This window comes from Streptomyces sp. NPDC025721, assembly GCF_055558595.1.
Map to the genome: position 1 here is coordinate 65,248 of NZ_JBVHMF010000006.1, position 22,668 is coordinate 87,915.

Below are 22,668 nucleotides of genomic sequence, written 5' to 3' on the forward strand. Positions count from 1 at the left end.
GCAGACCGAACGAGGGGAAGGGGCGGTCCCACGTGATCGCGGGCGCGCAAGGCGGTGCGGCGGCGGCCGGCCATGTGGAGCAGATGCTGCTCCAGGTGGCGCCCGGTCGCTTCGACGCATACGAGAACCTGCTCGCGTCGCTGGCCGAGGGCCAGGTGTGGATGCTGCTCTGGCACGGCGCGCCCGGTTCGGCCGATGCCCAGTACGGCAACCTCCGGATCGGCGGTCACGGCTATGCGCCGTGCGTCACCTCGCCGCGTGAGCTGGCCGCCAGCGGCTGGACCCGGGAGTACGAGGTCGTCTCGGGGCGCGACATCGCCCTGACCCTCTTCCCCGACCGCTGGGGCCTCTGGCTCAACCCGCACGCGCCGGGCGGCGGGGTCGGGGTGCCCTGGCTCGACCTGCGCCGGATCGCCGCCGGGCTCGACCTGCTGCCCGCCGGGCCGCTCCAGATCGGCGAACCCTCGCTACAGATTCCGCAGTTCTACGCTCTGCTCGCGCAGGCCGCGCACCGCACGCCCGCCGTGCGCGCCCTCCGGCGCGCCTGGGTCCAGCCCACCCTCGGCGAGCCCTATCTCGCCATCGGCGTCGAGGTCTACGACGACTCTCCGCAGTCCGTCGAGTCCGTCCGCCTCATGATGCAGCAGTCCGTGGCCGGTGTCCCCGACGGCCTGCCCGTCTCCACCGTCGCCATGGCCGACGCCTACGATCCCGTCGCCATGTGGATGCGCGCCAACGGGCAGCCCTTCTTCGACCGCGAAGCCTTCGCCGGCGGCCCGGCCTGGGGCCCCCGCTAGGGCCTGTCCGGCGGATCACGAAAGGCGATGAGCGACCCTCAGGCGCCGGAATCGTCCAGGGCGGCGGACATCAGGCCGAGCGGTGGACTGCCCAGGGCGAGCAGGGCGGCGTGGAATTCGGGCAAGGTGAAGGAAGCCTTCCGCTTGGCCCGCTCGCGCAGCCGCATGATCTCCAGCTTGCCCCAGGTGTACCGCCCGTAGGCCGCGTCGAAGGTGCCGCGCCGCGCCTCGGCGGAGGCCCCGGCCCGGGCGAGATGGGCGTCGCGCATGAAGAGCCGGGTCGCGTCCTCTAGGGACAGCGCCCCGGTGTGCAGCCCGATGGAACACGTCAGCCGCGTCACGCGGACCAGCGCTTCGAGCGCGACCCCGATCGCGAAGCGCGGGTCCCGCGCCCGGAACCCCTCTTCGAGGCAGACCTCCTCGACGTAGTGCGCCCACCCCTCGGCGAAGGAGAGGCTGTGCAGGACCCGCCGCACCGGCGTCGCGGCCCGCCGCAGCGAGCGGCTGTGCGCGAAGTGCCCGGGAGCGACCTCGTGGACGGTGATCGACGGCAGGCTGGTGCGGCTGAAGACGGTCAGCCACTCCTCGCGCTCCTCGGCCGGCCAGTCCGGCTCCGGCGGAGTGACGTGGTACCAGGACGCGGCATCGGCCTCGGCGGGCGCGGCCCAGCTCATCATGGCCATGGCCCAGCGCCGGGAGGGCGGCGCGGGCCCGACGAGACAGTCCCCGTCCACGTACGGCGCGAGCTTGTGCGCGCGGGTGAAGGCGATCACCTCGTCGGTGAGCCTGGCCGCCTCGGGGATGACGCCGTCGGCGTCGGGGTGGTCGGCCATCAGCTCGGGGAGCAGCTCGTCCACCCGCCGGTGCCGGTCGTACGCGCGGCAGGAGTCGACCAGCAGCTCGGTGAGCCGGGCCCGCTCCCGGTCGGCCTCGACGGCGAGCGCCGACAGGTCGACGCTCAGGCCCTCCTGACTGCCCATCAGCGCGGCCAGCGCGTTGCCGCCGAGCCGGGGGTCGGGGTCGCCGTGCTCGGCGGCCCGCTCGATGTGCGCGACCAGCCGCCCGTGCGCGGCCAGCGCGGCGGCGGTGTCGGGGCTGTCCTCGGCGTCGAGCCCGGCGGCGAGTCCGCGTACGGCGCCCAGCAGCGCGTCCGCGACCGGCGCGCTCACCCGGTCGAGTGACGACACCGCCGCGTCCACGGCCTCCGGCCAGCGCGCCAGATGCTTGCGGCGGGCCTTGGCGCGCTCCCGCCCGGAGGCGTACTCCCGGTCGTAGCAGGCGAGTTCGAGATTGGACAGATGCGGGTACGGGTCGCGCCTGTGCAGCTCCAGCTCCCCGTACTGCACGCGCAGCGCCTCCTCGAAGACCGTCAGGTGCCGGTCGTCGTGGGCGGACTCCAGCGGTCCCGCGGCGCGCTGGGCGCGGGCCATCGCGTCGAGGCCGCGACGGACGCCGTCCGGCGACAGGTCCTGGACGCGGCCGTCGTACTCGTGACGCCCCGCCATTTCCCGTACCACCGGCACCATCAGGTCGCATACCGCACGCAGCCGCTCGTTCACCACACGACCGTACCCCGAGGTACGCGTCGGTAACGGTCGATGAATCACCACATCACAGTTGCGCATCCCTTCGTGGTGAGGGCTGGCGGGTGATCGACACATCGCAGAAGAATCCAGCGGCAAGGGCCTCAGGCCCCCGTTGTCATCTGCACCACCTGCACCGCCTCGTACCAACAGCACTTTCTGCAGAGCCAGTTCATGCATCACGCAATTCATGAGACTCGCACCAGCAGCACGACTGATGAGTAAAGCCGCTACAGCGGCGGGCGCGCGCCGGTTACCCGCCGGCGAGAGGGGTCAGTCACACCATGACCGCACCGATTGAGACCACCCATGGGCAGGCCGAGGCACAGCCGGAAGCCATCCTCAGCGGGGTCGAGCGGAGCCAGATCGAGGGCCGGTCCCTCGGTCAGATCGCCTGGATGCGCTTCAAGCGCGACAAGGTGGCGGTGGCCGGCGGTGTCGTCGTCATCCTGCTGGTGCTGCTCGCGATCCTGGCCAAGCCGATCGAGCACGTCTTCGGCCTCGACCCGACCGCCTTCCACCAGGACCTCGTGGACCCCGTCCGCGTCGCCCCCAAGGGCCCCTTCGGCGGCATGAGCTGGGCCCACCCGCTGGGCATCGACCCGCAGTTCGGCCGTGACCTGCTGGCCCGGATCATCGAGGGCTCATGGGTCTCGATGCTGGTGGCGACCGGCGCGACGATCCTGTCCAACATCATCGGCACCGTCCTCGGCGTCATCGCCGGGTACTACGGCGGCTGGGTCGACAGCCTGATCAGCCGTCTGATGGACACCTTCCTCGCCTTCCCGCTGCTGCTCTTCGCGATCTCGATCTCCGCCTCCCTCCAGGACGGCGCCTTCGGGATGAACGGGCTGCCGCTGCGGATCAGCGTGCTGATCTTCGTGATCGGCTTCTTCAACTGGCCCTACATGGGACGCATCGTGCGCGGCCAGACGCTGAGCCTGCGCGAACGCGAGTTCGTCGAAGCCGCCCGCAGCATGGGCGCCCGCGGCCCCTTCATCCTCTTCAAGGAACTGCTGCCCAACCTGGTCGCGCCGATCCTCGTCTACTCGACGCTGCTGATCCCGACCAACATCCTCTTCGAGGCCGCCCTGAGCTTCCTCGGCGTCGGCATCGCACCGCCCCAGGCCTCGTGGGGCGGCATGCTCAACGACGCCGTCGACCTCTTCTACGCCGACCCGCAGTACATGGTCGTCCCCGGCCTCGCGATCTTCATCACCGTCCTGGCCTTCAACCTGCTGGGCGACGGACTGCGCGACGCCCTCGACCCGCGCAGCAAGTGAACGGCCGCAGCACGCCACGCCGCACCGCCCGTACCGGGTACCAGCCCGCCCGTACCACCGCTGAAACCACGTATATCCATTCGATTTGGAGGCTTTCCTCGGCATGAACAGCAGAAAAGCGACAGCCGCGCTGGCGCTTGCCATGGCTCTGGCCCTGGGAGCATCCGCGTGCAGCAGTGACTCGAAGGACGACAAGGGCGGCAAGAACCCGAGCGGCGGCAGCAGCAAGTCCGCCTCCGGCTCCGACGCCGCGCTCACCTCCATCGTCAACAAGTCCGACAAGAAGGGGGGGACGGTCGTGATGGAGAACTCCGACGTGCCGGACTCCCTGGACATGGGCAACACGTACTACGGCTGGGTGCAGAACTTCTCCCGCCTCTACGCGCGTACCCTGCTCACCTTCAAGCCCGCCGCGGGCAAGGACGGCCTCACCGTCGTCCCCGACCTCGCCACCGGACTCGGCAAGGCCAGCCCGGACGCCAAGACCTGGACGTACACCATCCGGTCCGGCCTGAAGTACGAAGACGGCACGCCGATCACCACCAAGGACATCAAGTACGCGATCGAGCGCAGCAACTTCGCGCCCGAGGCGCTGTCCAACGGCCCGACGTACTTCAAGGCGTACCTCGCGGGCGGCGACAAGTACCAGGGTCCGTACAAGGACAAGAACCCCAACGGGCTCGCGTCCATCGAGACCCCGAACGACACCACGATCGTCTTCCACCTGGCGAAGCCCTTCGCGGACTTCGACTACCTGGCGACGTTCTCGCAGACGGCCCCCGTGCCGCAGGCGAAGGACGACGGCGCCGGTTACGTGAAGCACATCGTGTCGTCCGGCCCGTACAAGTTCTCCTCGTACACCGAGGGCGCGGGCGCCACGCTGGTCCGTAACCCGCAGTGGAGCCAGGCCACCGACCCGGTGCGCAACCCGCTGCCGGACAAGTACACGATCAAGTTCAAGGTCGACGCGGTCACCATCGACAACAACCTGCTGGCGGGCAACACCACGGTGGACTCCGGCGGTACCGGTGTCACCCCGCAGACCCAGGGCAAGGTGCTCGGCCCCAAGTACAAGGGCAGCACCGACGACTCGTACGCCGGCGCCACCGCGTACATGGCGATCAACTCCAAGGTCGCGCCGTTCGACAACATCGAGTGCCGCAAGGCCGTCGAGTACGCGATCGACAAGGTCTCGGTGCAGACCGCGATCGGCGGCAGCGTGAAGGGCGACATCGCCACCACGCTGCTCCCGCCGACCGTCAACGGCTACGCGAAGTTCGACCAGTACCCGACCGAGGGCAACAAGGGCGATGTGGCCAAGGCCAAGCAGGCCCTGAGCGCCTGCGGCAAGCCGGGCGGCTTCACCACCAACCTGACCGCCCGCTCGGACCGTCCGGCCGAGATGGCGCAGGCCACCGCGGTGCAGAACTCGCTCAAGCAGGTCGGCATCACCGCCAACATCAAGAGCTACCCGGCGGGCAAGTACTTCGCCAACTTCGCCGGTGTCCCGAGCTACGTGCACGAGCACCAGCTCGGCCTGATGATGATGGCGTGGGGCGCCGACTGGCCGACCGGCTACGGCTTCCTCGACCAGATCGTGGACGGCAGCGCCATCAAGCCCTCCGGCGGCAACAACCTGATGGAGCTGAACGACCCGGCCATCAACAAGGCGCTGTCGGACGCGATCGCCAACACCGACGCGGCCGCCCGTGAGAAGGCCTGGGGCGACATCGACAAGATGGTGCTCGACACCGCCACCGTCGTGCCGCTGATCTACCGCAAGAACCTGCTGTACCGCCCGGAGAGCGCCACGAACGTGACGATCACTCAGGCGTACCTGGGCATGTACGACTACCTGCTGCTCAGCTCCTCCAAGTAAGCGAGAGCACCGAACACCGGAAGGCAGGTGAAGGCATCGGCGTCCGTCGGGACCGGGGTTGACCCCCGGCCCGGCGGACCCGGCGCCGAACCGCTGTGACTGCGTACATCATTCGACGCGTGATCGCCGCGATAATCCTGGTGCTTGTCGTCAGCGCGGTCACTTTCGCGATCTTCTTCCTGGTCCCCAAGATCGGCGGCCAGAGCACGACCCAACTGGCCACGCAGTACGTGGGCAAGGACGCCAACCCCGAGTCGATCGCGGCGGTCAAGAAGAACCTCGGGCTGGACCTGCCGCTCTACCAGCAGTACTGGCACTTCATCAAGGCCATCGTCATGGGCGCGAACTACAAGTTCGGCCCGGACGCGGCGGTCTGCCACCGCCCCTGCTTCGGCTACTCCTTCAAGTCGCACGTCGAGGTGTGGCCGCAGATCAAGACCCGTATCCCGGTGACCTTCTCGCTGGCGATCGGCGCGGCCGTGATCTGGGTGGTCTCCGGTGTCGTCATCGGCGTCATCTCCGCGCTCAAGCGCGGCACGGTCTTCGACCGGATCTCCATGGGCGTGGCCCTGGCCGGTGTCTCACTGCCGATCTTCTTCACCGGCATGGTGCTGCTCGGCCTGTTCTCCTACAAGTGGACGATCTGGGACAACGTCGAGTACGTCGGGTTCACCACCGATCCCGCCCAATGGGCGTGGAATCTGATCCTGCCGTGGATCGCGCTGGCCTTCCTCTACTCCGCGCTGTACGCCCGCCTCACCAGAGCCGGGATGCTGGAGACGATGGGCGAGGACTACATCCGTACCGCGCGGGCCAAGGGCCTGCCGGAGCGGACGGTCGTCGGCAAGCACGCGCTGCGCGCGGCCCTGACCCCGATCGTCACCATCTTCGGCATGGACTTCGGCCTGCTGATCGGCGGCGCGATCATCACCGAACGCGTCTTCTCCTTCCAGGGAGTCGGCGCCTACGCCGTGCAGGGCGTCAAGGACAACGACCTGCCGATCGTGCTCGGCGTGACGATGGTCGCGGCCACCTTCATCGTCTTCTGCAACCTTGTGGTGGACCTGCTGTACGCCGCCATCGACCCCCGCGTGAGGTACTCGTGAGCACCACGGACGGCAGTGCCCCCGACAGCGGCACGTCCGAAACGTCCGAGGGCGGCGCCGTCGGGTTCGACAAGGCGGCGTCCGTCGTCGGGGAGCCGGTGGCGGACCCCGGCCCGGCCCCCGCGGGGGACGCGTATCTGTCGGTACGTGACCTGCGGATCCACTTCGACACCGACGACGGCCTGGTGAAGTCGGTCGACGGCCTCAGCTTCGACCTCCAGCGCGGCCGTACGCTCGGCATCGTCGGCGAGTCCGGCTCGGGCAAGTCCGTGACGTCGCTGGGCATCATGGGCCTGCACCGCACCTCGCGGGCCCGGATATCCGGCGAGGTCTGGCTGGACGGCGAGGAGTTGGTCGCCGCCGACCCGGACCACGTACGGCGGCTGCGTGGGCGCAAGATGGCGATGATCTTCCAGGACCCGCTCTCCGCGATGCACCCCTACTACACGGTCGGCGCGCAGATCGTCGAGGCGTACCGGGTGCACCAGAAGGTGTCGCGGAAGGTCGCGGCCGAGCGGGCCGTGGAGATGCTGGACCGGGTCGGCATCCCGGAGCCCCGGAAGCGCTTCTCGGACTACCCGCACCAGTTCTCCGGCGGTATGCGGCAGCGCGCGATGATCGCCATGTCGCTGGTCAACAACCCCGAGTTGCTGATCGCCGACGAGCCGACGACCGCGCTCGACGTGACCGTGCAGGCGCAGATCCTGGACCTGATCCGGGACCTGCAAAAGGAGTTCGGCTCCGCGGTCATCATGATCACCCACGACCTCGGAGTGGTCGCCGAGGTCGCCGACGACCTGCTGGTGATGTACGCGGGCCGGGCCGTGGAGCGCGGCACCGCCGAGACGCTGTTCACCGCGCCGCGACACCCGTACACCTGGGGCCTGTTGGGCTCCATGCCGCGTCTCGACCGGGAGCGCCTGGAGCGGCTCAACCCGGTCAAGGGCACCCCGCCCAGCCTGATCAACGTGCCGTCCGGCTGCGCCTTCCACCCGCGCTGCCCGTACGCGGCGCTGACCGGCGGCGCCGCGGAGACGGACGTGCCGGAACTGCGCGAGGTGGGCCCCGGCCACATGGCCGCCTGCCACCTCGGCGAGGCCGACCGCCTCCGGATCTGGACCGAAGAGATCGAACCGAAGCTGTGAAGGGTCAGGAAGAACCCGTGGCCGAGAACCCCTCGCCGGACGAGCCGCCGCAGGACGCGTCCTCGTCGCACGGCACACAGTCGGACGGCACACCCCCGGACGGAGCCGCGTCGGACGACGTCTCGCCGGACAACTCCGCCTCGGACGGCGGCACTTCGTCGGACAATGCCGCCGCGGACGACGCGCCCTCGGACAACGCCTCGCCGGACGGCGGCACGTCGTCGGGCAGGCCCTCGCTCGACAAGAGCGTCCCGCTGCCGCGGCAGCGCGGCGGCGAGCCGCTGCTCAAGGTGACCGGTCTGGTCAAGCACTTCCCGATCACCAAGGGCCTGCTGCGCCGCCAGGTCGGCGCCGTACAGGCCGTGGACGGCATCGACTTCGAGGTCGCGGCGGGCGAAACGCTCGGCGTGGTCGGCGAGTCGGGCTGCGGCAAGTCCACGATGGGACGGCTGATCACGCGGCTGCTCGAACCGACCGGCGGCACGATCGAGTTCCAGGGCCGGGACATCACGCACCTGAGCACCGGGGCGATGCGCCCGATGCGGCGTGACGTCCAGATGATCTTCCAGGACCCCTTCTCCTCGTTGAACCCGCGGCACACCATCGGCACGATCGTCGGCGCCCCGTACAAGCTCCAGAAGGTCGCGACCGAGCACGGTGTGAAGCGCGAAGTGCAGAATCTGCTGGAGCTGGTCGGGCTCAGCCCCGAGCACTACAACCGCTACCCGCACGAGTTCTCCGGCGGTCAGCGGCAGCGGATCGGCATCGCGCGGGCGCTCGCCCTCAAGCCGAAGCTGGTCGTCGCCGACGAGCCGGTCTCGGCGCTGGACGTGTCCATCCAGGCCCAGGTGGTGAACCTGCTGGACGACCTCCAGTCGGAGCTGGGCCTGACGTATGTGATCATCGCCCACGACCTGTCGGTGATCCGCCATGTCTCGGACCGGATCGCGGTGATGTACCTCGGCAAGGTGGTGGAGATCGCGGACCGGGAGGCGCTGTACAGCGCGCCCTTCCACCCGTACACCACCGCCCTGATGTCGGCGGTGCCGGTGCCCGACCCGCGGCGGCGCACGCAGCGCAAGCGCATCCTGCTCACCGGTGACGTGCCGTCGCCGATCTCGCCGCCGAGCGGCTGCCGCTTCCACACCCGGTGCTGGAAGGCGACGGAGGTGTGCAAGACGCAGGAGCCGCCGCTGGCGCCGCTGGCGACCGGCCACCAAGTGGCGTGCCACCACCCGGAGAACCAGCCGGACAACCAGCAGGACAGCGCGGCTGTCACGCCGTAGGCAGTCGTGACGGGGCGGGCCGTGCGGTCGCTGCTTTGTGGCCGTACGGCCGGCGCCGCCGGTCCGGCGCCGGTTCGTACGGTGGGCCTCGCGGTTCGTACGGCGGGCCGTAGTACAACATCGGCATGGCCACGGATCTGTTCACGCCCACCGTCCAGCACACGCTCGACGTCGTCGGGATCTTCGTCTTCGCGATCTCCGGCGCGCTGGCGGCGGTCCGCAGGAACTACGACGTGTTCGGCATGGCGGTGCTCGCCGAGGTCACGGCGCTCGGCGGCGGGGTCTTCCGCGATCTGGTCATCGGCGCGGTGCCGCCCGCCGCCTTCACCGACGTCGGCTACTTCTCGACGCCGCTGGTCGCCACCGCGCTGGTCTTCTTCCTGCACCCCGAGGTCGAGCGGATCACCGCCACGATGAACGTCTTCGACGCGGCCGGGCTCGGGCTGTTCTGCGTGAGCGGCACGATCAAGGCGCACACGTACGGGCTCGGGCTCACCCCGTCCGTCGCGCTCGGCCTCGCCACGGCGGCGGGCGGCGGCGTCCTGCGCGACCTGCTGGCGAACGAGGTGCCGTCGCTGCTGCGCTGGGACCGCGATCTGTACGCCGTCCCGGCCCTGGTCGGCGCGAGTACGGTCGCGCTGCTGATCCACTTCGACGTGCTGGGCGGTGTGACCGCGGGGCTCGCGGCGCTGGTCGCCTTCGTCCTGCGGCTGCTGGCGCTGCGGTTCCACTGGCGGGCGCCGCGGGCGTGGCACCGCAGGAGCGCGGCGGCGGAGGGGGAGTAGCGGACTCCGTCCGGGCCGGGCCGTGCGTACGCGGGCCTCGCGTGTGCCGGGCCGTGCGTACGCGGGCCGCGCGTGTGCCGGGCCGTGCGTATGAACGGCGGGGTCGCGCGGCCGGTCGCCGCGGCGGGAAACCGCCAGCGCTGGACACGGAGTCTCTACCGCTGGGTAACATCGGGGCATGGCACATGCGACAGCCCGCGCGACCCTCGGCGACAGCGAATTCGACCGCGACACGACGGTGACGGCCCGGCCGGGCGAGCCCGGCACGTACGACATCGACCTGTCACCGGGCTGGACCATCGCCGCGGCCGTCAACGGCGGGTATCTGCTCGCCGTCGTCGCCCGCGCCCTGCGCGACGCGCTGCCGCACGACGACCCCTTCACCATCACCGCCCATTACCTGACCGCCTCAGGCCCCGGCCCCGCCGTGATCAGGACCGAGACGGTACGGGCGGGCCGGACCCTCTCCAGCGGGCAGGCGTCGCTCTACCAGACCGACGAGCAGGGCCGTGAGGTCGAGCGGATGCGGGTCATCGCCGCGTACGGCGACCTGGGCGCGCTGCCCGACGACGTACGCACCACCGCGCCCGAGCCGTCGATGCCGGAGTACGCGGACTGCGTCGGCCCCGAGGACGCCCCCGAGGGCGGCGCGCCGCTGCCCGGCTCCAGCGCCCTCCTCGACCGCATCGCGCTCCGGCTCGATCCGGCCACCGCGGGCTGGGCCGTCGGCGCGCCCTCGGGGCGCGGTGACATGCGCGGCTGGTTCGGCCTGGCCGACGGCCGCGACCACGACGTCCTCTCGCTCCTCCTGGCCGTGGACGCCCTGCCCCCCACCGCCTTCGACCTCGGCCTCAAGGGCTGGGTCCCCACCCTCGAACTCACCGTCCACCTCCGCGCCCGCCCGGCCCCCGGCCCCCTCCGCATCGCCCTCACCACCCGCAATCTCGCCGGCGGCCTCCTCGAAGAGGACGCCGAAGTCTGGGACACCGCCAACCGCCTCGTGGCCCAGTCCCGCCAACTCGCCCGCGCCCCCCGCCCCTGACCCCCCTCCCGCCGCGGTCGGCCACCACGCCGGTGCCGTTGGCCATACGGTGAGGCGCCGGGTCCCACCCGGAGAGGGGGCATGGAGCGGTGAGGACACACCTGTTTCCCGCCCGATTCGGGGTGGGGGCGCGGGGTGGGGGCGAGGGGCGGGGAGGGGGCGGACGCGGGTGGGGGTCGGAAGGTTGCTCCGGCGAACGTAGAATCGGGGCACCATGGCCTACTTCGACCACGCCGCCACCACGCCCATGCTCCCGGAGGCGGTCCAGGCGATGACCGCCCACCTCACGGTGACCGGGAACGCGTCCGCTCTGCATGCCGCCGGGCGGCAGGCCCGGCGGACCGTCGAGGAGTCACGGGAAGCGCTCGCCGCGGCACTTGGCGCGCGCCCCAGCGAGATCGTCTTCACCGGCGGCGGCACCGAGTCGGACAACCTGGCGGTGAAGGGCCTGTTCTGGGCGCGCAGGGACGCCGACCCGCGCAGGGTCCGCGTACTGGCCAGCCCGGTCGAGCACCACGCGGTGCTGGACGCCGTCCACTGGCTCGCGGAGCACGAGGGCGCCGTCGTCGAGTGGCTGGACGTCGACGGCTACGGCCGGGTCCACCCCGAGACACTGCGCGCCGCGATCGAGCGTGACCCCGACGACGTGGCCGTGATCACCGTGATGTGGGCGAACAACGAGGTCGGTACGGTGCTGCCGGTCGCCGAACTGGCTGAGGTGGCACGGGAGTTCGGCATTCCGATGCACTCCGACGCCGTGCAGGCGTTCGGCCAGGCCGAGGTGGACTTCACCGCGAGCGGCCTCGACGCGATGACGGTGACCGGCCACAAGATCGGCGGCCCGTACGGCGTCGGCGCGCTCGTGCTGCGGCGCGAGGACACCCCCGTACCGCTGCTGCACGGCGGCGGCCAGGAGCGCAGCCGCTCCGGCACCCTCGACGTACCGGCCATCGCCGCCTTCGCGACCGCAGGCACCCTCGCCGCCGAGCGCCGCACCGCCTTCACCCGCGACATCGGCGCCCTGCGCGACACCCTCGTCCGCGACGTGCTCGCCACCGTGCCCGACGCCATCCTCAATGGCGACCCCGACCCCGCGGGCCGCCTCCCCGGCAACGCCCACTTCACCTTCCCCGGCTGCGAGGGCGACGCCCTCCTCCTGCTCCTCGACGCCCAGGGCATCGCCTGCTCCACCGGCTCCGCCTGCACCGCGGGCGTCGCCCAGCCCAGCCACGTCCTGCTCGCCATGCACCAGCCCCCCACCCATGCCCGCGCCACCCTGCGCTTCTCCCTGGGCCACACCACCACCCCCGCCGAGATCGCCACCCTCACCGCCGCCATCGGCCCGGCCGTCGAACGCGCCAGGGCCGCGGGCCAGACCTGAGGGCCGGGCCGGGAGGCCGTTACTCTGGGGGAGTGAATGACTTCCCTGACGCCGATCGCAAGAAGCTGCGCGTACTGGCCGCGATGAGCGGCGGTGTGGACTCCGCCGTGGCGGCGGCGCGCGCCGCCGAGGCGGGGCACGACGTGACCGGCGTGCACCTGGCGCTGTCGGCGAATCCGCAGAGCTTCAGGACGGGCGCGCGGGGCTGCTGCACGGTGGAGGACTCGCGGGACGCGCGGCGGGCGGCCGACGTGATCGGCATCCCGTTCTACGTGTGGGACCTCGCGGAGCGCTTCCGGGAGGACGTGGTCGAGGACTTCGTCGCGGAGTACGCGGCGGGCCGGACGCCGAATCCCTGCCTGCGCTGCAACGAGAAGATCAAATTCGCCGCGCTGCTGGACAAGGCGCTGGCGCTGGGCTTCGACGCGGTCTGCACCGGGCACTACGCGACCGTGCTGGTCAAGGACGACGGCACGCGCGAGCTGCACCGGGCGAGCGACGCGGCCAAGGACCAGTCGTACGTGCTCGGCGTCCTGGACGAGCGGCAGCTCGCGCACGCGATGTTCCCGCTGGGGGACACCCTGACCACCAAGGACGAGATCCGCGCGGAGGCCGAGCGGCGCGGGCTCGCGGTGGCGCGCAAGCCCGACAGCCACGACATCTGCTTCATCGCGGACGGCGACACCCAGGGCTTCCTGGCCAAGCGCCTCGGCACCGCGGAGGGCGCGATCGTGGACGAGGACGGCGCGCGGGTCGGCACGCACACGGGCGCCTACGGCTTCACCATCGGCCAGCGCAAGGGCCTGCGGATCGGCGTCCCCGCGGACGACGGCAAGCCGCGCTACGTCCTGGACATCTCGCCGGTCGACAACACCGTGACGGTCGGCCCCCTCGACGCTCTCGACGTGACATCGCTCACCGCGATCAAGCCGCGCTGGTGCGGCACCCCGCCGACCGGCCCCGCCGCGTACACCGCGCAACTGCGGGCGCACGGCGAGGACGTACCGGTGACGGCGGAGCTGGTGGACGGCGAGCTGCGGGTCGGCTTCGGCGCGCCGGTGCGCGGCATCGCGCCGGGCCAGGCCGTCGTGCTGTACGACGGCACGCGCGTCGTCGGCTCGGCGACGATCGCCACGACGGACCGGGCGGGTTCGGCCGCGGACCGGGCCACCGGCGACCGGACGGACCCGCGGCCGGAACGGACCGCCGCCGTGAACGCCGATCAGGCCGCAGGAGCGCGCGCGGGCGCCGATACCGTGACCGTATGAACATCTGTGTCTTCCTCTCTGCCGCCGATCTCGACGAGCGGTATACGGCCCCTGCCCGTGAATTCGCCGAGCTGATCGGGCGCGGCGGCCACACCCTGGTCTGGGGCGGCTCGGACGTCGGCCTGATGAAGGTCGTCGCGGACGGCGTCCAGGAGAGCGGCGGCCGGCTGGTCGGGGTGTCGGTGGAATTCCTCCGGTCCAAGGCGCGGGAGAACGCGGACGAGATGGTGACCGCGGTCGACCTCGCCGAGCGCAAGGCGGAACTGCTGCGGCGCGCGGACGCGATCGTCATCATGGTCGGCGGCACCGGCACGCTGGACGAGGCCACCGAGATCCTGGAGCTGAAGAAGCACGGGCTGCACGCCAAGCCCGTCGTGCTGCTCAACAGCGCCGGTTTCTACGACGGGCTCAGGGAACAACTGCACCGGATGGACGCGGAGGGCTTCCTGCCGCTCCCGCTGGCCGATCTGGTGGCCTTCGCCGACACCGGCGAAGAGGCCATGACCTACCTGACGGAGAACGTGTGAGCATCCACCTGGTCACCGGAGCCGGCTCCGGCATCGGCGCCGCGGTCGCGCGCGGGCTGCTGGAGCGCGGCGACGAACTGTGGCTGCTGGCCAGGGACGCGGGCCGGGCCAAGGCGCTGGCCGCCGCCTTCCCCGGCGCGCGGACCCTGGTCGGCGACCTCGCCGAGCCGTCCCGGCTGTCCTGGGCGCTCGGCCACCAGTCGCCGCCCGACCGGCTGGACTCGCTGCTGCACATCGCGGGCGTGGTCGAACTGGGCGACATCGGCGACCTCACCCCGAAGGTGTGGAACGAGACGCTCGCGGTCAACCTCGTCGGCCCCGCCGAGCTGACCCGGCTCTTCCTGCCCCAACTGCGGCTCTCCCGCGGCCATGTGGTCTTCGTCAACTCCGGCGCCGGACTCGACGCGCACGCGCAGTGGGGCCCGTACGCGGCCAGCAAGCACGGCCTCAAGGCCCTCGCGGACGCCCTGCGCCGCGAGGAGCACGCCAACGGCCTGCGCGTCACCTCCGTCTTCCCCGGCCGCACCGCCACGCCCATGCAGGCCAAGGTGCACCAGCAGGAGGGCAAGCAGTACGACGCCGAGCGCTGGATCGCGCCCGAGTCGGTCGCCACCACGGTCCTCACCGCGATCGATCTGCCCCGGGACGCGGAGATCACCGACCTGACGGTCCGACCGGGCCGGTAACGCCTCGGGCGCGCCTGGCGGCAGCGGTGTGCCGCCTCCGGCACGGCTGACGGCGACGGCTGACGGTGACGGCTGACGGCGACGGCGGGGTGCGGGCTGTGGCGGGTGGCGTGCGCCGCGCGTGAGGCAGCCCGGCGCCCGGTCGTACGTCGGCCCCGGACCGTCGCGTCGCGTCTCGGCGGCCGGGGGCGCGTCACGTTTCGGGCGGGCGGCCCCCCGCCCCGCCGGTTTCGCTGGGCTTCCCGCAGGGGGGCGGTCGCCCAACCGTGTACTTATGCCGGTCGATTGCTCCGGCGCAGCCGATATCCGACCGCTTTCGTCACTTCCGCACCTTAAGGTCATCCGCGCCCCACCCCGATCCGAGGGAGCGGACCGACCATGGCCTCTGCCACCGCAGTACCCCGGCCGAGCAGCGCCGGGCGGGACGTACGGACCCGCGCCGAGGCCGCCCTGCGGCTCGCCGCCCCCGCGCTGCTCGGCTACGGCGCCGCCCGCGCCCTCGGCATCGTCCTGCTCTGCTACTTCGCCGAGCGGCGCGGCCGTTCACCCGGCACGGTGCTGTACGGGTCCTGGGACTCGCGCTGGTACCAGGACGTGGTCGAGCACGGCTACGACCGTACGGTCACCGGAGTGCCCAACGCCTGGCACGGCTGGAGCAACCTCGCGTTCTTCCCGCTGTACCCGGCGCTCTGCCGCGTCGCGGACGCGGTCCTGCCGGTCGGCGACGCCAAGGCGTCCTGGCTGGTCTCGCTGACCGCCTCGATGGCCGCGGCCTGGCTGATCTTCCTGGTCGGCAACCGCCTCCACCGGCGGCGTACCGGCGTCATCCTCGCGGTGCTGTGGGGCTGCCTGCCGCACGCGCTGGTCGAGAGCATGGCGTACACCGAGTCGCTGTTCACCGCGCTCTGCGCCGCCGCCCTCTACGCCACGCTGGCCAAACGCTGGGTGTGGGCCGGGACGTTCGCCGCGCTGGCCGGACTCACCCGGCCCACCGGCGTCGCCATCGCCGCGGCCGTCGGCCTCACCGCCGGGCTCGCCGCGGTCCGGGCACTGCGGCAGCCGCGCGAGGGACCCTGGTGGGGGCCGGTCTGGCGGCCCGCGCTCGGCATGCTGCTCGCGCCCGCCGGATGGCTGGCCTTCGTCGTCTGGGTGGGCGTGCGCGTGCACCGCGCCGACGGCTACTTCGCCGTCCAGGAAGCCTGGGGCAACCGCTTCAGCAAGGGCGGCTACCTGCTGCGGCGCTTCCGCTGGGTCTTCCTCGGCCCGCGCGGCAGCGACGTACCCGTCGCCTTCGTCGTCGTCACCCTCGTCGTCGTGGCCTGCTTCGCGCTCTTCGCCTTCAGCCTCGTCCAGCGCCAGCCGCTGCCGCTGCTGCTCTTCAGCGGCGCGCTCCTCGCCGTCCTCACCCTCGGCGCGGGCGTCTACATCGCCCGCGCCCGCTTCCTGCTCCCCGGCTTCCCCCTGCTGATCCCGCTGGCCCGCGTCCTCGCCCGCACCCACCCGCGCACCATCGCCTGCACCCTCTCCTTCGCCGCCGTCGCCTCCGCGATCTACGGAGTCCACCTGTCGCTGGTGTGGAACGGCCCGCCGTAGGGGAGGGCGACCGGCAGGAGAGGACGACCGCCGGAGGAGAGGGCGACCGCCGCGAGGGAAAGCGACCGGCCGCGGAGCGCATACGCTTTCGGACGTGAGTACCCAGACTGACTTCTCCCTGCCCGCGGGCACCGCGACCGGTGTCGGGTCCATGCCGGGCGGCGACGCCCGGGAGGCGGCGCGGGTGGCCGTGGAGGCCACGGCGGGCATGGCCTTCCTGCCCGAGCTGCCCGGCCGGGGCCCCGGCGCCGACATGATCGGCCGGACCCTCGGCATGCTCGTGGACCTCTACGCCCGCGTGGAGCCCAGCGGCTGGCGCTTCGGCGACCGGCCGGGACGGGACTCGAAGCGGGCCACGTCCTGGCTCGGCGAGGACCTGGACGCGCTGGAGGAGTTCACCCAGGGCTACGAAGGGCCGCTCAAGATCCAGGCGGTCGGCCCGTGGACGCTGGCCGCCGGGGTCGAGACCCGCAACGGCGAGGCCGCGCTGCGCGACCACGGGGCCGTACGCGACCTGGCGGGATCGCTCGCCGAGGGCCTGCGGCTGCACGTCGAGGAGGCGCGGCGCCGGGTCCCCGGCGCCCAGATCGTGCTCCAGCTCGACGAGCCGTCGCTCACCTCCGTGCTGCACGGCAGGATCAGGACGGCCAGCGGTTACCAGACCTACCGCGCGGTGGACCGCGCCGTCATCGAGTCGACGCTGCGCGACCTGATCGCGGCGGTCGGCGCACCGGCCGTCGTCCACTCCTGCGCCCCCGAGGTGCCCTTCGGTCTGCTGCGGCGCGCCGGGGTCGTCGGCATCTCCTTCGACTTCGACCTGCTCACCGAGCGTGACTGGGACGACTTCGGGGAGGCCGCGGAAGGCGGCACCGCGCTCTTCGCCGGTGTCGTCGCCGGCAAGGATGCCCCATTGTCAGACCCTGGCGGTAGCGTCAGTGGTGTTCGGGCGCTGTGGCGCAGGCTGGGGCTGGCGCCGGGGGCATTGGGCTCCTCGGTCGCGGTCACCCCTTCCTGCGGTCTGGCGGGGGCCTCTCCGGCCTATGCCCGTGCCGCCCTGGTGCACTGCGCGAAGGCGGCGCGATCGCTCGTCGACAACCCTGAGTGAGGGAAGGGACAGTTTCGTGGCAGCCGTGGACGACGACGCAAGCCGGGGCGAGGCGAGCGCGGCGGAGATCCCCGCCGAGGCACGCGAGGAGCACGCACGCCTCGCCGAGCAGATCGAGGAGCACCGCTTCCGCTACTACGTCAACGACGCGCCCGTCGTCAGCGACGCCGAATTCGACACGCTGCTGCGCCGACTCGAAGCGGTCGAGGAGGAGCACCCGGGCCTGCGCACCCCCGACTCGCCGACCCAGAAGGTCGCGGGCGCGTACGAGACGGAGTTCACCTCCGTCCAGCACCGCGAGCGGATGCTGTCGCTCGACAACGCCTTCGCGCCGGAGGAGCTGGCCACCTGGGCCGAGCGCGTCGCCGCGGAGCTGGGCCCGCCGGACAACACGCACAGTCCGTACCACTTCCTGTGCGAGCTGAAGGTCGACGGCCTCGCGGTCAATCTGACGTACGAACAGGGCCGCCTCACCCGCGCCGCCACGCGCGGCGACGGCAGGACCGGCGAGGACATCACGCCCAACGTACGGACGATCGCCGACATCCCCGACCGGCTCGCGGGCGACCGCGTGCCCGAACTGGTGGAGATCCGCGGCGAGGTGTACTTCCCCGGCGAGAAGTTCGAGGAGCTGAACGAGCGGCTGGTCGAGGCGGGCGACAAGCCCTTCGCCAACCCGCGCAACGCGGCGGCCGGTTCACTGCGGCAGAAGGACCCGCGGATCACCGCGAGCCGCCCGCTGCGCATGGTGGTGCACGGCATCGGCGCCCGCCAGGGCTTCGACATCGACTGCCAGTCGCACGCGTACGAGCTGCTGCGCGAGTGGGGCCTGCCGACCGCCCGCTACAACAAGGTGGTCGACTCGCTCGCCGAGGTCTCCGACGTCATCGCCTACTACGGCGAGCACCGGCACGACGTCGAGCACGAGATCGACGGCGTCGTGGTCAAGGTGGACGAGATCCCGCTCCAGGGACGGCTCGGCTCCACCTCGCGGGCGCCGCGCTGGGCGATCGCCTGGAAGTACCCGCCCGAGGAGGTCAACACCAAGCTGGTGGACATCCGCGTCGGCGTCGGCCGCACCGGGCGCGTGACGCCGTACGCGGTCGTCGAGCCGGTGACGGTGGCGGGCTCCGAGGTCGAGTTCGCGACGCTGCACAACCAGGACGTGGTGAAGAAGAAGGGCGTCCTGATCGGCGACACCGTCGTGCTGCGCAAGGCGGGCGACGTCATCCCGGAGATCCTCGGGCCGGTCGCGGACCTGCGGGACGGCAGCGAGCGGGAGTTCGTGATGCCCGCCGAGTGCCCGGACTGCGGCACCGCCCTCCAGCCCATGAAGGAAGGGGACATCGACCTGCGGTGCCCCAACGCCCGCTACTGCCCTGCCCAGTTGCGCGAGCGGATCTACTACCTCGCGGGCCGCAAGTGCCTCGACATCGAGAACTTCGGATACGTCGCCGCGACCGCCCTGACGCAGCCGCTGGAGCCTTCCGAGCCGCCGCTGAAGGACGAGGGCGACCTGTTCGGCCTGGAGATCGAGGAGCTGCTGCCGATCCGCTCCTACGTACTCGACCAGGACACCGGCCTGCCCAAGCGGGACGCCGACAGCGGCGACGAGAAGATCGTCACCTTCTTCGCCAACCAGAAGGGCGAGCCGAAGAAGAACGCGCTGGCGATGCTGGAGCACATCGCCGCGGCCAAGGAGCGCCCGCTGGCCCGCATCCTCACCGGTCTGTCGATCCGTCATGTCGGCCCGGTGGCCGCCGAGGCGCTGGCCCGCGAATTCCGCGACCTGGACCGCATCAAGGACGCCGCAGAGGAGGAACTGGCCGCGGTCGACGGCGTCGGCCCGACCATCGCCGCGTCGGTGAAGCAGTGGTTCGCCGAGGACTGGCACCTGGAGATCATCGAGAAGTGGCGGGCCGCGGGCGTCAAGTTCACCGAGGAGGGCTCGGACGAGGGACCGCGTCCCCTCGAAGGACTCACCGTCGTCGTGACCGGAACACTGGCCGGACACACCCGGGACGGCGCCAAGGAGGCCCTGGTCAGCCGCGGTGCGAAGGTCACCGGCTCGGTCTCCAAGAAGACGAGTTTCGTCGTCGTCGGCGACAACCCCGGTTCCAAGTACGACAAGGCGCTCCAGGTGAAGGTGCCGGTGCTGGACGAGCCGGGCTTCGCCGTCCTGCTCGAACAGGGGGCCGAAGCCGCCAGAGCCGTCGCGGTGAATCCGCCGGAGGCGGCGGAAACGGAGGAAGGTGCCGCGGACAAGCCGGTGGCCGAAGACGTGGAAGCGGCGGACGCCGACGGCACAGAAACGGCCGCCGAATCCGGCTGAATGGCCCTGGGATGTCACCCGTTCGGCCTATATCAGAATACGGCGACCGCCCAGGTCGCATTCCGGGAACCCCTGCCGATCGGTGCCCGAGGTGGCGTGTCGCGGCCTACTGTTGAGAAGCGCGCCCGCCGGGCATGAACCTTCCAGCGGCCTCAGCGGGTCCCACCGCGGGCACCGGCGCGGTGGACCTGCTTGCCACACCAGGCTGCGAGAGGGACGGGCATGGAAACGACGGAGGGCGTCGTAGCGGCGCCGCTGCCCAGCAGCCAGGCCGCGACACCGCTCCCGTGCGCGACCCGGCCGTCGATCCGGATAGGGGTGCCGGCGGTGGCCGGTGCCGCGCTCGTCGCGGGCGTCGTCCGCATGGTCGTCAGCGGCCACGCGCTCTTCCCCGGCGGCACCATCGGCTGGGCCCTGGCCGTACTCACCGGCATCGTTGTCGGCCACCTGGTCGCGATGGGCCGCGACCGCTGGTGGGGCGGCACCGGATCCGGCGCCGCCCTCACCCTCGCCATGCTCCTGCTCTACGGCTGGGTGCCCGCCGTCCTCGTCAGCCTCGCCGTGGTCGTCCTGGTCGGGGCCGCCCGCAGGCACCGCTGGCGGGAGGCCGCCCTGCACGGCGCCATCGACATCCTCGGCATCGGCGCGGGCGCGCTCACCCTCTACTGCTTCGGCGACCACCCCTCCGTCGAGGGCCCCTGGCGGCCCGCCGCCTGGACGCTGTCCGCCGCCCCGGCCATCCTCGTCACCGCGTTGGCCTATCTGACCGCGACCCGGCTGCTGCTGTGGCTCGCGTTCGCCCCGCGCGGCGGCGGCCTGCCCACGGTCGCGCGCACCGCGCTCATCCGGCAGGGCATGGTCGGCGTCGCCCTGCTCGGCATCTCCCCGCTGATCCTGGTCGTCGCCTGCGACATGCCCGTCCTGCTGCCGCTGTTCTCCGTCCCGCTGATCGCGCTGGACTCCACCTTGTGGATCGCGCACGCCCGCGCCGAGGAACAGCTCCGCGACCCGCTCACCGGCCTGCCGAACCGTCAATGGCTCCTGGAACGCGTCCGGTCGGCGCTCGACATCGCCCAGGGACGCGGCGAGCGCAGCGCCCTGATCCTCATCGACCTCGACAAATTCCGCTCGGTCAACGACACGCTCGGGCACCTCGCGGGCGACCGGCTGCTCCTCCAGGTCGCCGACCGGCTGCGGCTCGCGCTGCCGCGCGGCGCCGAGGCCGCCCGGCTCGGCGGCGACGAATTCGCCGTCCTGCTGCCCATCTGCGACTCGCCGACCCGCGCCCAGCGCGTCGCCCGCGCACTGGCCCTGGCGCTCGGCTCCCCGATCAGCCTGGACGGCCTGACCCTGGTGCTGGAGGCCAGCGCCGGGGTCGCCGTCTTCCCCGACCACGCGGTGGACGCCGAAGGGCTGCTGCGCCGCGCCGACGTCGCGATGTACCAGGCCAAGCTGGACCGCAGCGGCGTCGAGGTCTACGAGGCCAAGCGCGACGGCAACACCCCCGACCGGCTCGGCCTGCTCGGCGACCTGCGCCGCGCCCTGGACGCCGGGGACGTCCAGCTCCACTACCAGCCCAAGGTCCGCTTCGACGGCCAGGTCGCCGGACTCGAAGCGCTGGTGCGGTGGGAACACCCGGAGCGCGGCCGGGTGAACCCCGAAGAGTTCATCACGATGGCCGAGACGTCCGGGCTCATGCCGCAGCTCACCGAGTACGTCCTCGACACCGCCCTCGCACAGGTCGCCCGTTGGCGCCGGATGGGCCTCGAAGTCCCCGTCGCCGTCAACGTCTCGCCCCGCGACGTCCACAGCCCCGGCTTCGCGGGCGCCGTCGCCGCCCGCCTCGCCCGGCACCAGGTCCCGCCGGGCTCGCTCCAGTTGGAGATCACCGAGCACGTCCTGCTCGAAGACCCGCAGCGCGCCGCCGACACCCTCAACGGGCTCACCGGACACGGCGTCAAGATGTCCCTCGACGACTTCGGCACCGGCTACTCCTCCCTGGTCCACCTGCGACGGCTCCCCGTCAGCGAACTCAAGATCGACCGCTCCTTCGTCGCCCGCCTGGTCATCGACAACGAGGACGCCGAGATCGTGCGCTGCACCATCGACCTCGCCCACTCCCTCGGCCTCCTCGTCGTCGCCGAGGGCGTCGAGGACGACGAGACCTGGGAACGCCTCCGTGACCTGCGGTGCGACGCCGTCCAGGGGTGGCTCGTCGCCGCCGCCATGCCTCCCGACGAAGCCACGGCGTGGCTGCGCGCCCGCGGTGAACGGGGGTGGCAGCGGCCTGTCGCCGCGCTGGCGGCGACGCCCGAACCCGAGCCCGAGCATTCGGCTCTGCCGGAGATCCGCCGACCCTGACGCGCCCATGGGCACGGCCCTTGTGCGTCCGCTTGCGCAGGTGGGTACGCCCCTGAAAAGCACGGTCCCGCGTCAGCGCACCGTACCGGGGCCGCGCCCCTGAAAAGATCGGGTTGCCGCGCGCGGGAGGGAAATGGGGTCTGGGGGCGTGCCCCCGGGCCCGTAGGATGAGGGGTCCACCGACATCTCACCCCGCAGAGGATCGCAATCGCATGCCTGGCATCACGCGCGAGGAGGTCGCCCACCTCGGCAAGCTGGCACGGCTGGAACTGTCCGCCGACGAGCTGGACCACTTCGCCGGACAGCTCGACGACATCATCGGCGCGGTAGCCCGCGTGTCCGAGGTGGCCGGCGAGGACGTACCGCCGACCTCGCACCCGCTGCCCCTGACCAACGTCATGCGCCCGGACGACGTCCGGCCGTCGCTGACCCCGGAGCAGGCCCTGTCGGGCGCCCCGGCGCAGGAGCAGCAGCGCTTCAAGGTGCCGCAGATCCTGGGGGAGGACTAA

The 22,668-nt window shown here is 71.7% G+C and carries 18 protein-coding genes; 17 read left to right on the plus strand and 1 reads right to left on the minus strand.

All coding sequences use genetic code 11. The features are described from left to right. Positions 1-83 precede the first annotated feature (83 nt). Positions 84-797: an enhanced serine sensitivity protein SseB C-terminal domain-containing protein gene (locus tag ACZ4EF_RS11300; RefSeq protein WP_401306573.1), complete on the plus strand. Its 714-nt coding sequence runs from the start codon at positions 84-86 to the stop codon at positions 795-797. A gap of 38 nt (positions 798-835) precedes the next feature. Here the strand turns inward: ACZ4EF_RS11300 and ACZ4EF_RS11305 are convergent, their stop codons facing one another. Then, positions 836-2,356: a DUF885 family protein gene (locus tag ACZ4EF_RS11305; protein ID WP_467348520.1), complete on the minus strand. Its 1,521-nt coding sequence runs from the start codon at positions 2,354-2,356 to the stop codon at positions 836-838. Positions 2,357-2,664: 308 nt separating this feature from the next. On the opposite strand from ACZ4EF_RS11305, the gene ACZ4EF_RS11310 reads away from it, so the two are divergent. From ACZ4EF_RS11310 to gatC, 16 genes are all read left to right on the plus strand, one after another. After that, the gene (locus ACZ4EF_RS11310) at positions 2,665-3,663 is read left to right on the plus strand and encodes an ABC transporter permease (RefSeq protein ID WP_188283044.1); all 999 of its coding nucleotides are present in this window, start codon (positions 2,665-2,667) and stop codon (positions 3,661-3,663) included. Positions 3,664-3,766: 103 nt separating this feature from the next. After that, on the plus strand, positions 3,767-5,542 hold the full coding sequence (locus ACZ4EF_RS11315; RefSeq protein ID WP_355348053.1) for an ABC transporter substrate-binding protein: 1,776 nt from the start codon (positions 3,767-3,769) through the stop codon (positions 5,540-5,542). Between the two features lie 95 nt (positions 5,543-5,637). Next, positions 5,638-6,648, plus strand: a complete 1,011-nt coding sequence (locus tag ACZ4EF_RS11320; protein WP_355348056.1) for an ABC transporter permease — start codon at positions 5,638-5,640, stop codon at positions 6,646-6,648. Positions 6,649-6,746: 98 nt separating this feature from the next. Continuing rightward, entirely contained in the window at positions 6,747-7,793 is a 1,047-nt protein-coding gene (locus ACZ4EF_RS11325) for an ABC transporter ATP-binding protein (protein ID WP_391161733.1), read from the plus strand. A gap of 254 nt (positions 7,794-8,047) precedes the next feature. Next, the gene (locus tag ACZ4EF_RS11330) at positions 8,048-9,079 is read left to right on the plus strand and encodes an ABC transporter ATP-binding protein (protein ID WP_391044839.1); all 1,032 of its coding nucleotides are present in this window, start codon (positions 8,048-8,050) and stop codon (positions 9,077-9,079) included. Between the two features lie 125 nt (positions 9,080-9,204). Next, a complete protein-coding gene (locus ACZ4EF_RS11335) occupies positions 9,205-9,864 on the plus strand; it encodes a trimeric intracellular cation channel family protein (RefSeq protein WP_355348059.1) in 660 nt (219 codons plus the stop codon). A 178-nt stretch (positions 9,865-10,042) separates the two neighbouring features. Continuing rightward, complete coding sequence (locus ACZ4EF_RS11340; RefSeq protein WP_355348062.1) at positions 10,043-10,906, plus strand: thioesterase family protein; 864 nt, start codon at positions 10,043-10,045, stop codon at positions 10,904-10,906. A gap of 214 nt (positions 10,907-11,120) precedes the next feature. Then, positions 11,121-12,287 (plus strand): cysteine desulfurase family protein, encoded by a 1,167-nt coding sequence (locus ACZ4EF_RS11345; protein ID WP_401722840.1) that lies wholly within the window; start codon positions 11,121-11,123, stop codon positions 12,285-12,287. 83 nt (positions 12,288-12,370) lie between these two features. After that, complete coding sequence (gene mnmA, locus ACZ4EF_RS11350; protein ID WP_467504171.1) at positions 12,371-13,555, plus strand: tRNA 2-thiouridine(34) synthase MnmA; 1,185 nt, start codon at positions 12,371-12,373, stop codon at positions 13,553-13,555. Further along, a complete protein-coding gene (locus tag ACZ4EF_RS11355) occupies positions 13,552-14,082 on the plus strand; it encodes an LOG family protein (RefSeq protein WP_355348068.1) in 531 nt (176 codons plus the stop codon). The genes mnmA and ACZ4EF_RS11355 overlap by 4 nt, the downstream gene beginning before the upstream one ends. Then, entirely contained in the window at positions 14,079-14,768 is a 690-nt protein-coding gene (locus tag ACZ4EF_RS11360) for an SDR family oxidoreductase (protein WP_355348071.1), read from the plus strand. Before ACZ4EF_RS11355 ends, ACZ4EF_RS11360 begins: the two co-directional genes overlap by 4 nt. Before the next feature lie 378 nt (positions 14,769-15,146). Beyond that, on the plus strand, positions 15,147-16,361 hold the full coding sequence (locus tag ACZ4EF_RS11365; protein WP_391044745.1) for a hypothetical protein: 1,215 nt from the start codon (positions 15,147-15,149) through the stop codon (positions 16,359-16,361). Between the two features lie 94 nt (positions 16,362-16,455). Beyond that, on the plus strand, positions 16,456-17,466 hold the full coding sequence (locus ACZ4EF_RS11370) for a methionine synthase (protein ID WP_355348077.1): 1,011 nt from the start codon (positions 16,456-16,458) through the stop codon (positions 17,464-17,466). 25 nt (positions 17,467-17,491) lie between these two features. After that, on the plus strand, positions 17,492-19,798 hold the full coding sequence (gene ligA / locus ACZ4EF_RS11375) for an NAD-dependent DNA ligase LigA (protein ID WP_401852212.1): 2,307 nt from the start codon (positions 17,492-17,494) through the stop codon (positions 19,796-19,798). A 222-nt stretch (positions 19,799-20,020) separates the two neighbouring features. Continuing rightward, positions 20,021-22,159 carry a putative bifunctional diguanylate cyclase/phosphodiesterase gene (locus ACZ4EF_RS11380; protein ID WP_401852209.1) on the plus strand — a complete coding sequence of 713 codons (2,139 nt, stop codon included), beginning with the start codon at positions 20,021-20,023 and terminating at the stop codon, positions 22,157-22,159. A 212-nt stretch (positions 22,160-22,371) separates the two neighbouring features. Further along, the gene (gene gatC / locus ACZ4EF_RS11385; protein WP_355348086.1) at positions 22,372-22,668 is read left to right on the plus strand and encodes an Asp-tRNA(Asn)/Glu-tRNA(Gln) amidotransferase subunit GatC; all 297 of its coding nucleotides are present in this window, start codon (positions 22,372-22,374) and stop codon (positions 22,666-22,668) included.

What these genes read in the sequence shown, in the direction of transcription:
- ACZ4EF_RS11340 (WP_355348062.1), top strand. Translation starts at nt 10,043, where the DNA reads ATGGCACATGCGACAGCCCGCGCGACCCTCGGCGACAGCGAATTCGAC.
- ACZ4EF_RS11300 (WP_401306573.1), top strand. Translation starts at nt 84, where the DNA reads ATGCTGCTCCAGGTGGCGCCCGGTCGCTTCGACGCATACGAGAACCTG.
- ACZ4EF_RS11315 (WP_355348053.1), top strand. Translation starts at nt 3,767, where the DNA reads ATGAACAGCAGAAAAGCGACAGCCGCGCTGGCGCTTGCCATGGCTCTG.
- ACZ4EF_RS11365 (WP_391044745.1), top strand. Translation starts at nt 15,147, where the DNA reads ATGGCCTCTGCCACCGCAGTACCCCGGCCGAGCAGCGCCGGGCGGGAC.
- ACZ4EF_RS11345 (WP_401722840.1), top strand. Translation starts at nt 11,121, where the DNA reads ATGGCCTACTTCGACCACGCCGCCACCACGCCCATGCTCCCGGAGGCG.
- mnmA (WP_467504171.1), top strand. Translation starts at nt 12,371, where the DNA reads ATGAGCGGCGGTGTGGACTCCGCCGTGGCGGCGGCGCGCGCCGCCGAG.
- ACZ4EF_RS11310 (WP_188283044.1), top strand. Translation starts at nt 2,665, where the DNA reads ATGACCGCACCGATTGAGACCACCCATGGGCAGGCCGAGGCACAGCCG.
- ACZ4EF_RS11355 (WP_355348068.1), top strand. Translation starts at nt 13,552, where the DNA reads ATGAACATCTGTGTCTTCCTCTCTGCCGCCGATCTCGACGAGCGGTAT.
- ACZ4EF_RS11380 (WP_401852209.1), top strand. Translation starts at nt 20,021, where the DNA reads ATGGAAACGACGGAGGGCGTCGTAGCGGCGCCGCTGCCCAGCAGCCAG.
- ACZ4EF_RS11335 (WP_355348059.1), top strand. Translation starts at nt 9,205, where the DNA reads ATGGCCACGGATCTGTTCACGCCCACCGTCCAGCACACGCTCGACGTC.
- gatC (WP_355348086.1), top strand. Translation starts at nt 22,372, where the DNA reads ATGCCTGGCATCACGCGCGAGGAGGTCGCCCACCTCGGCAAGCTGGCA.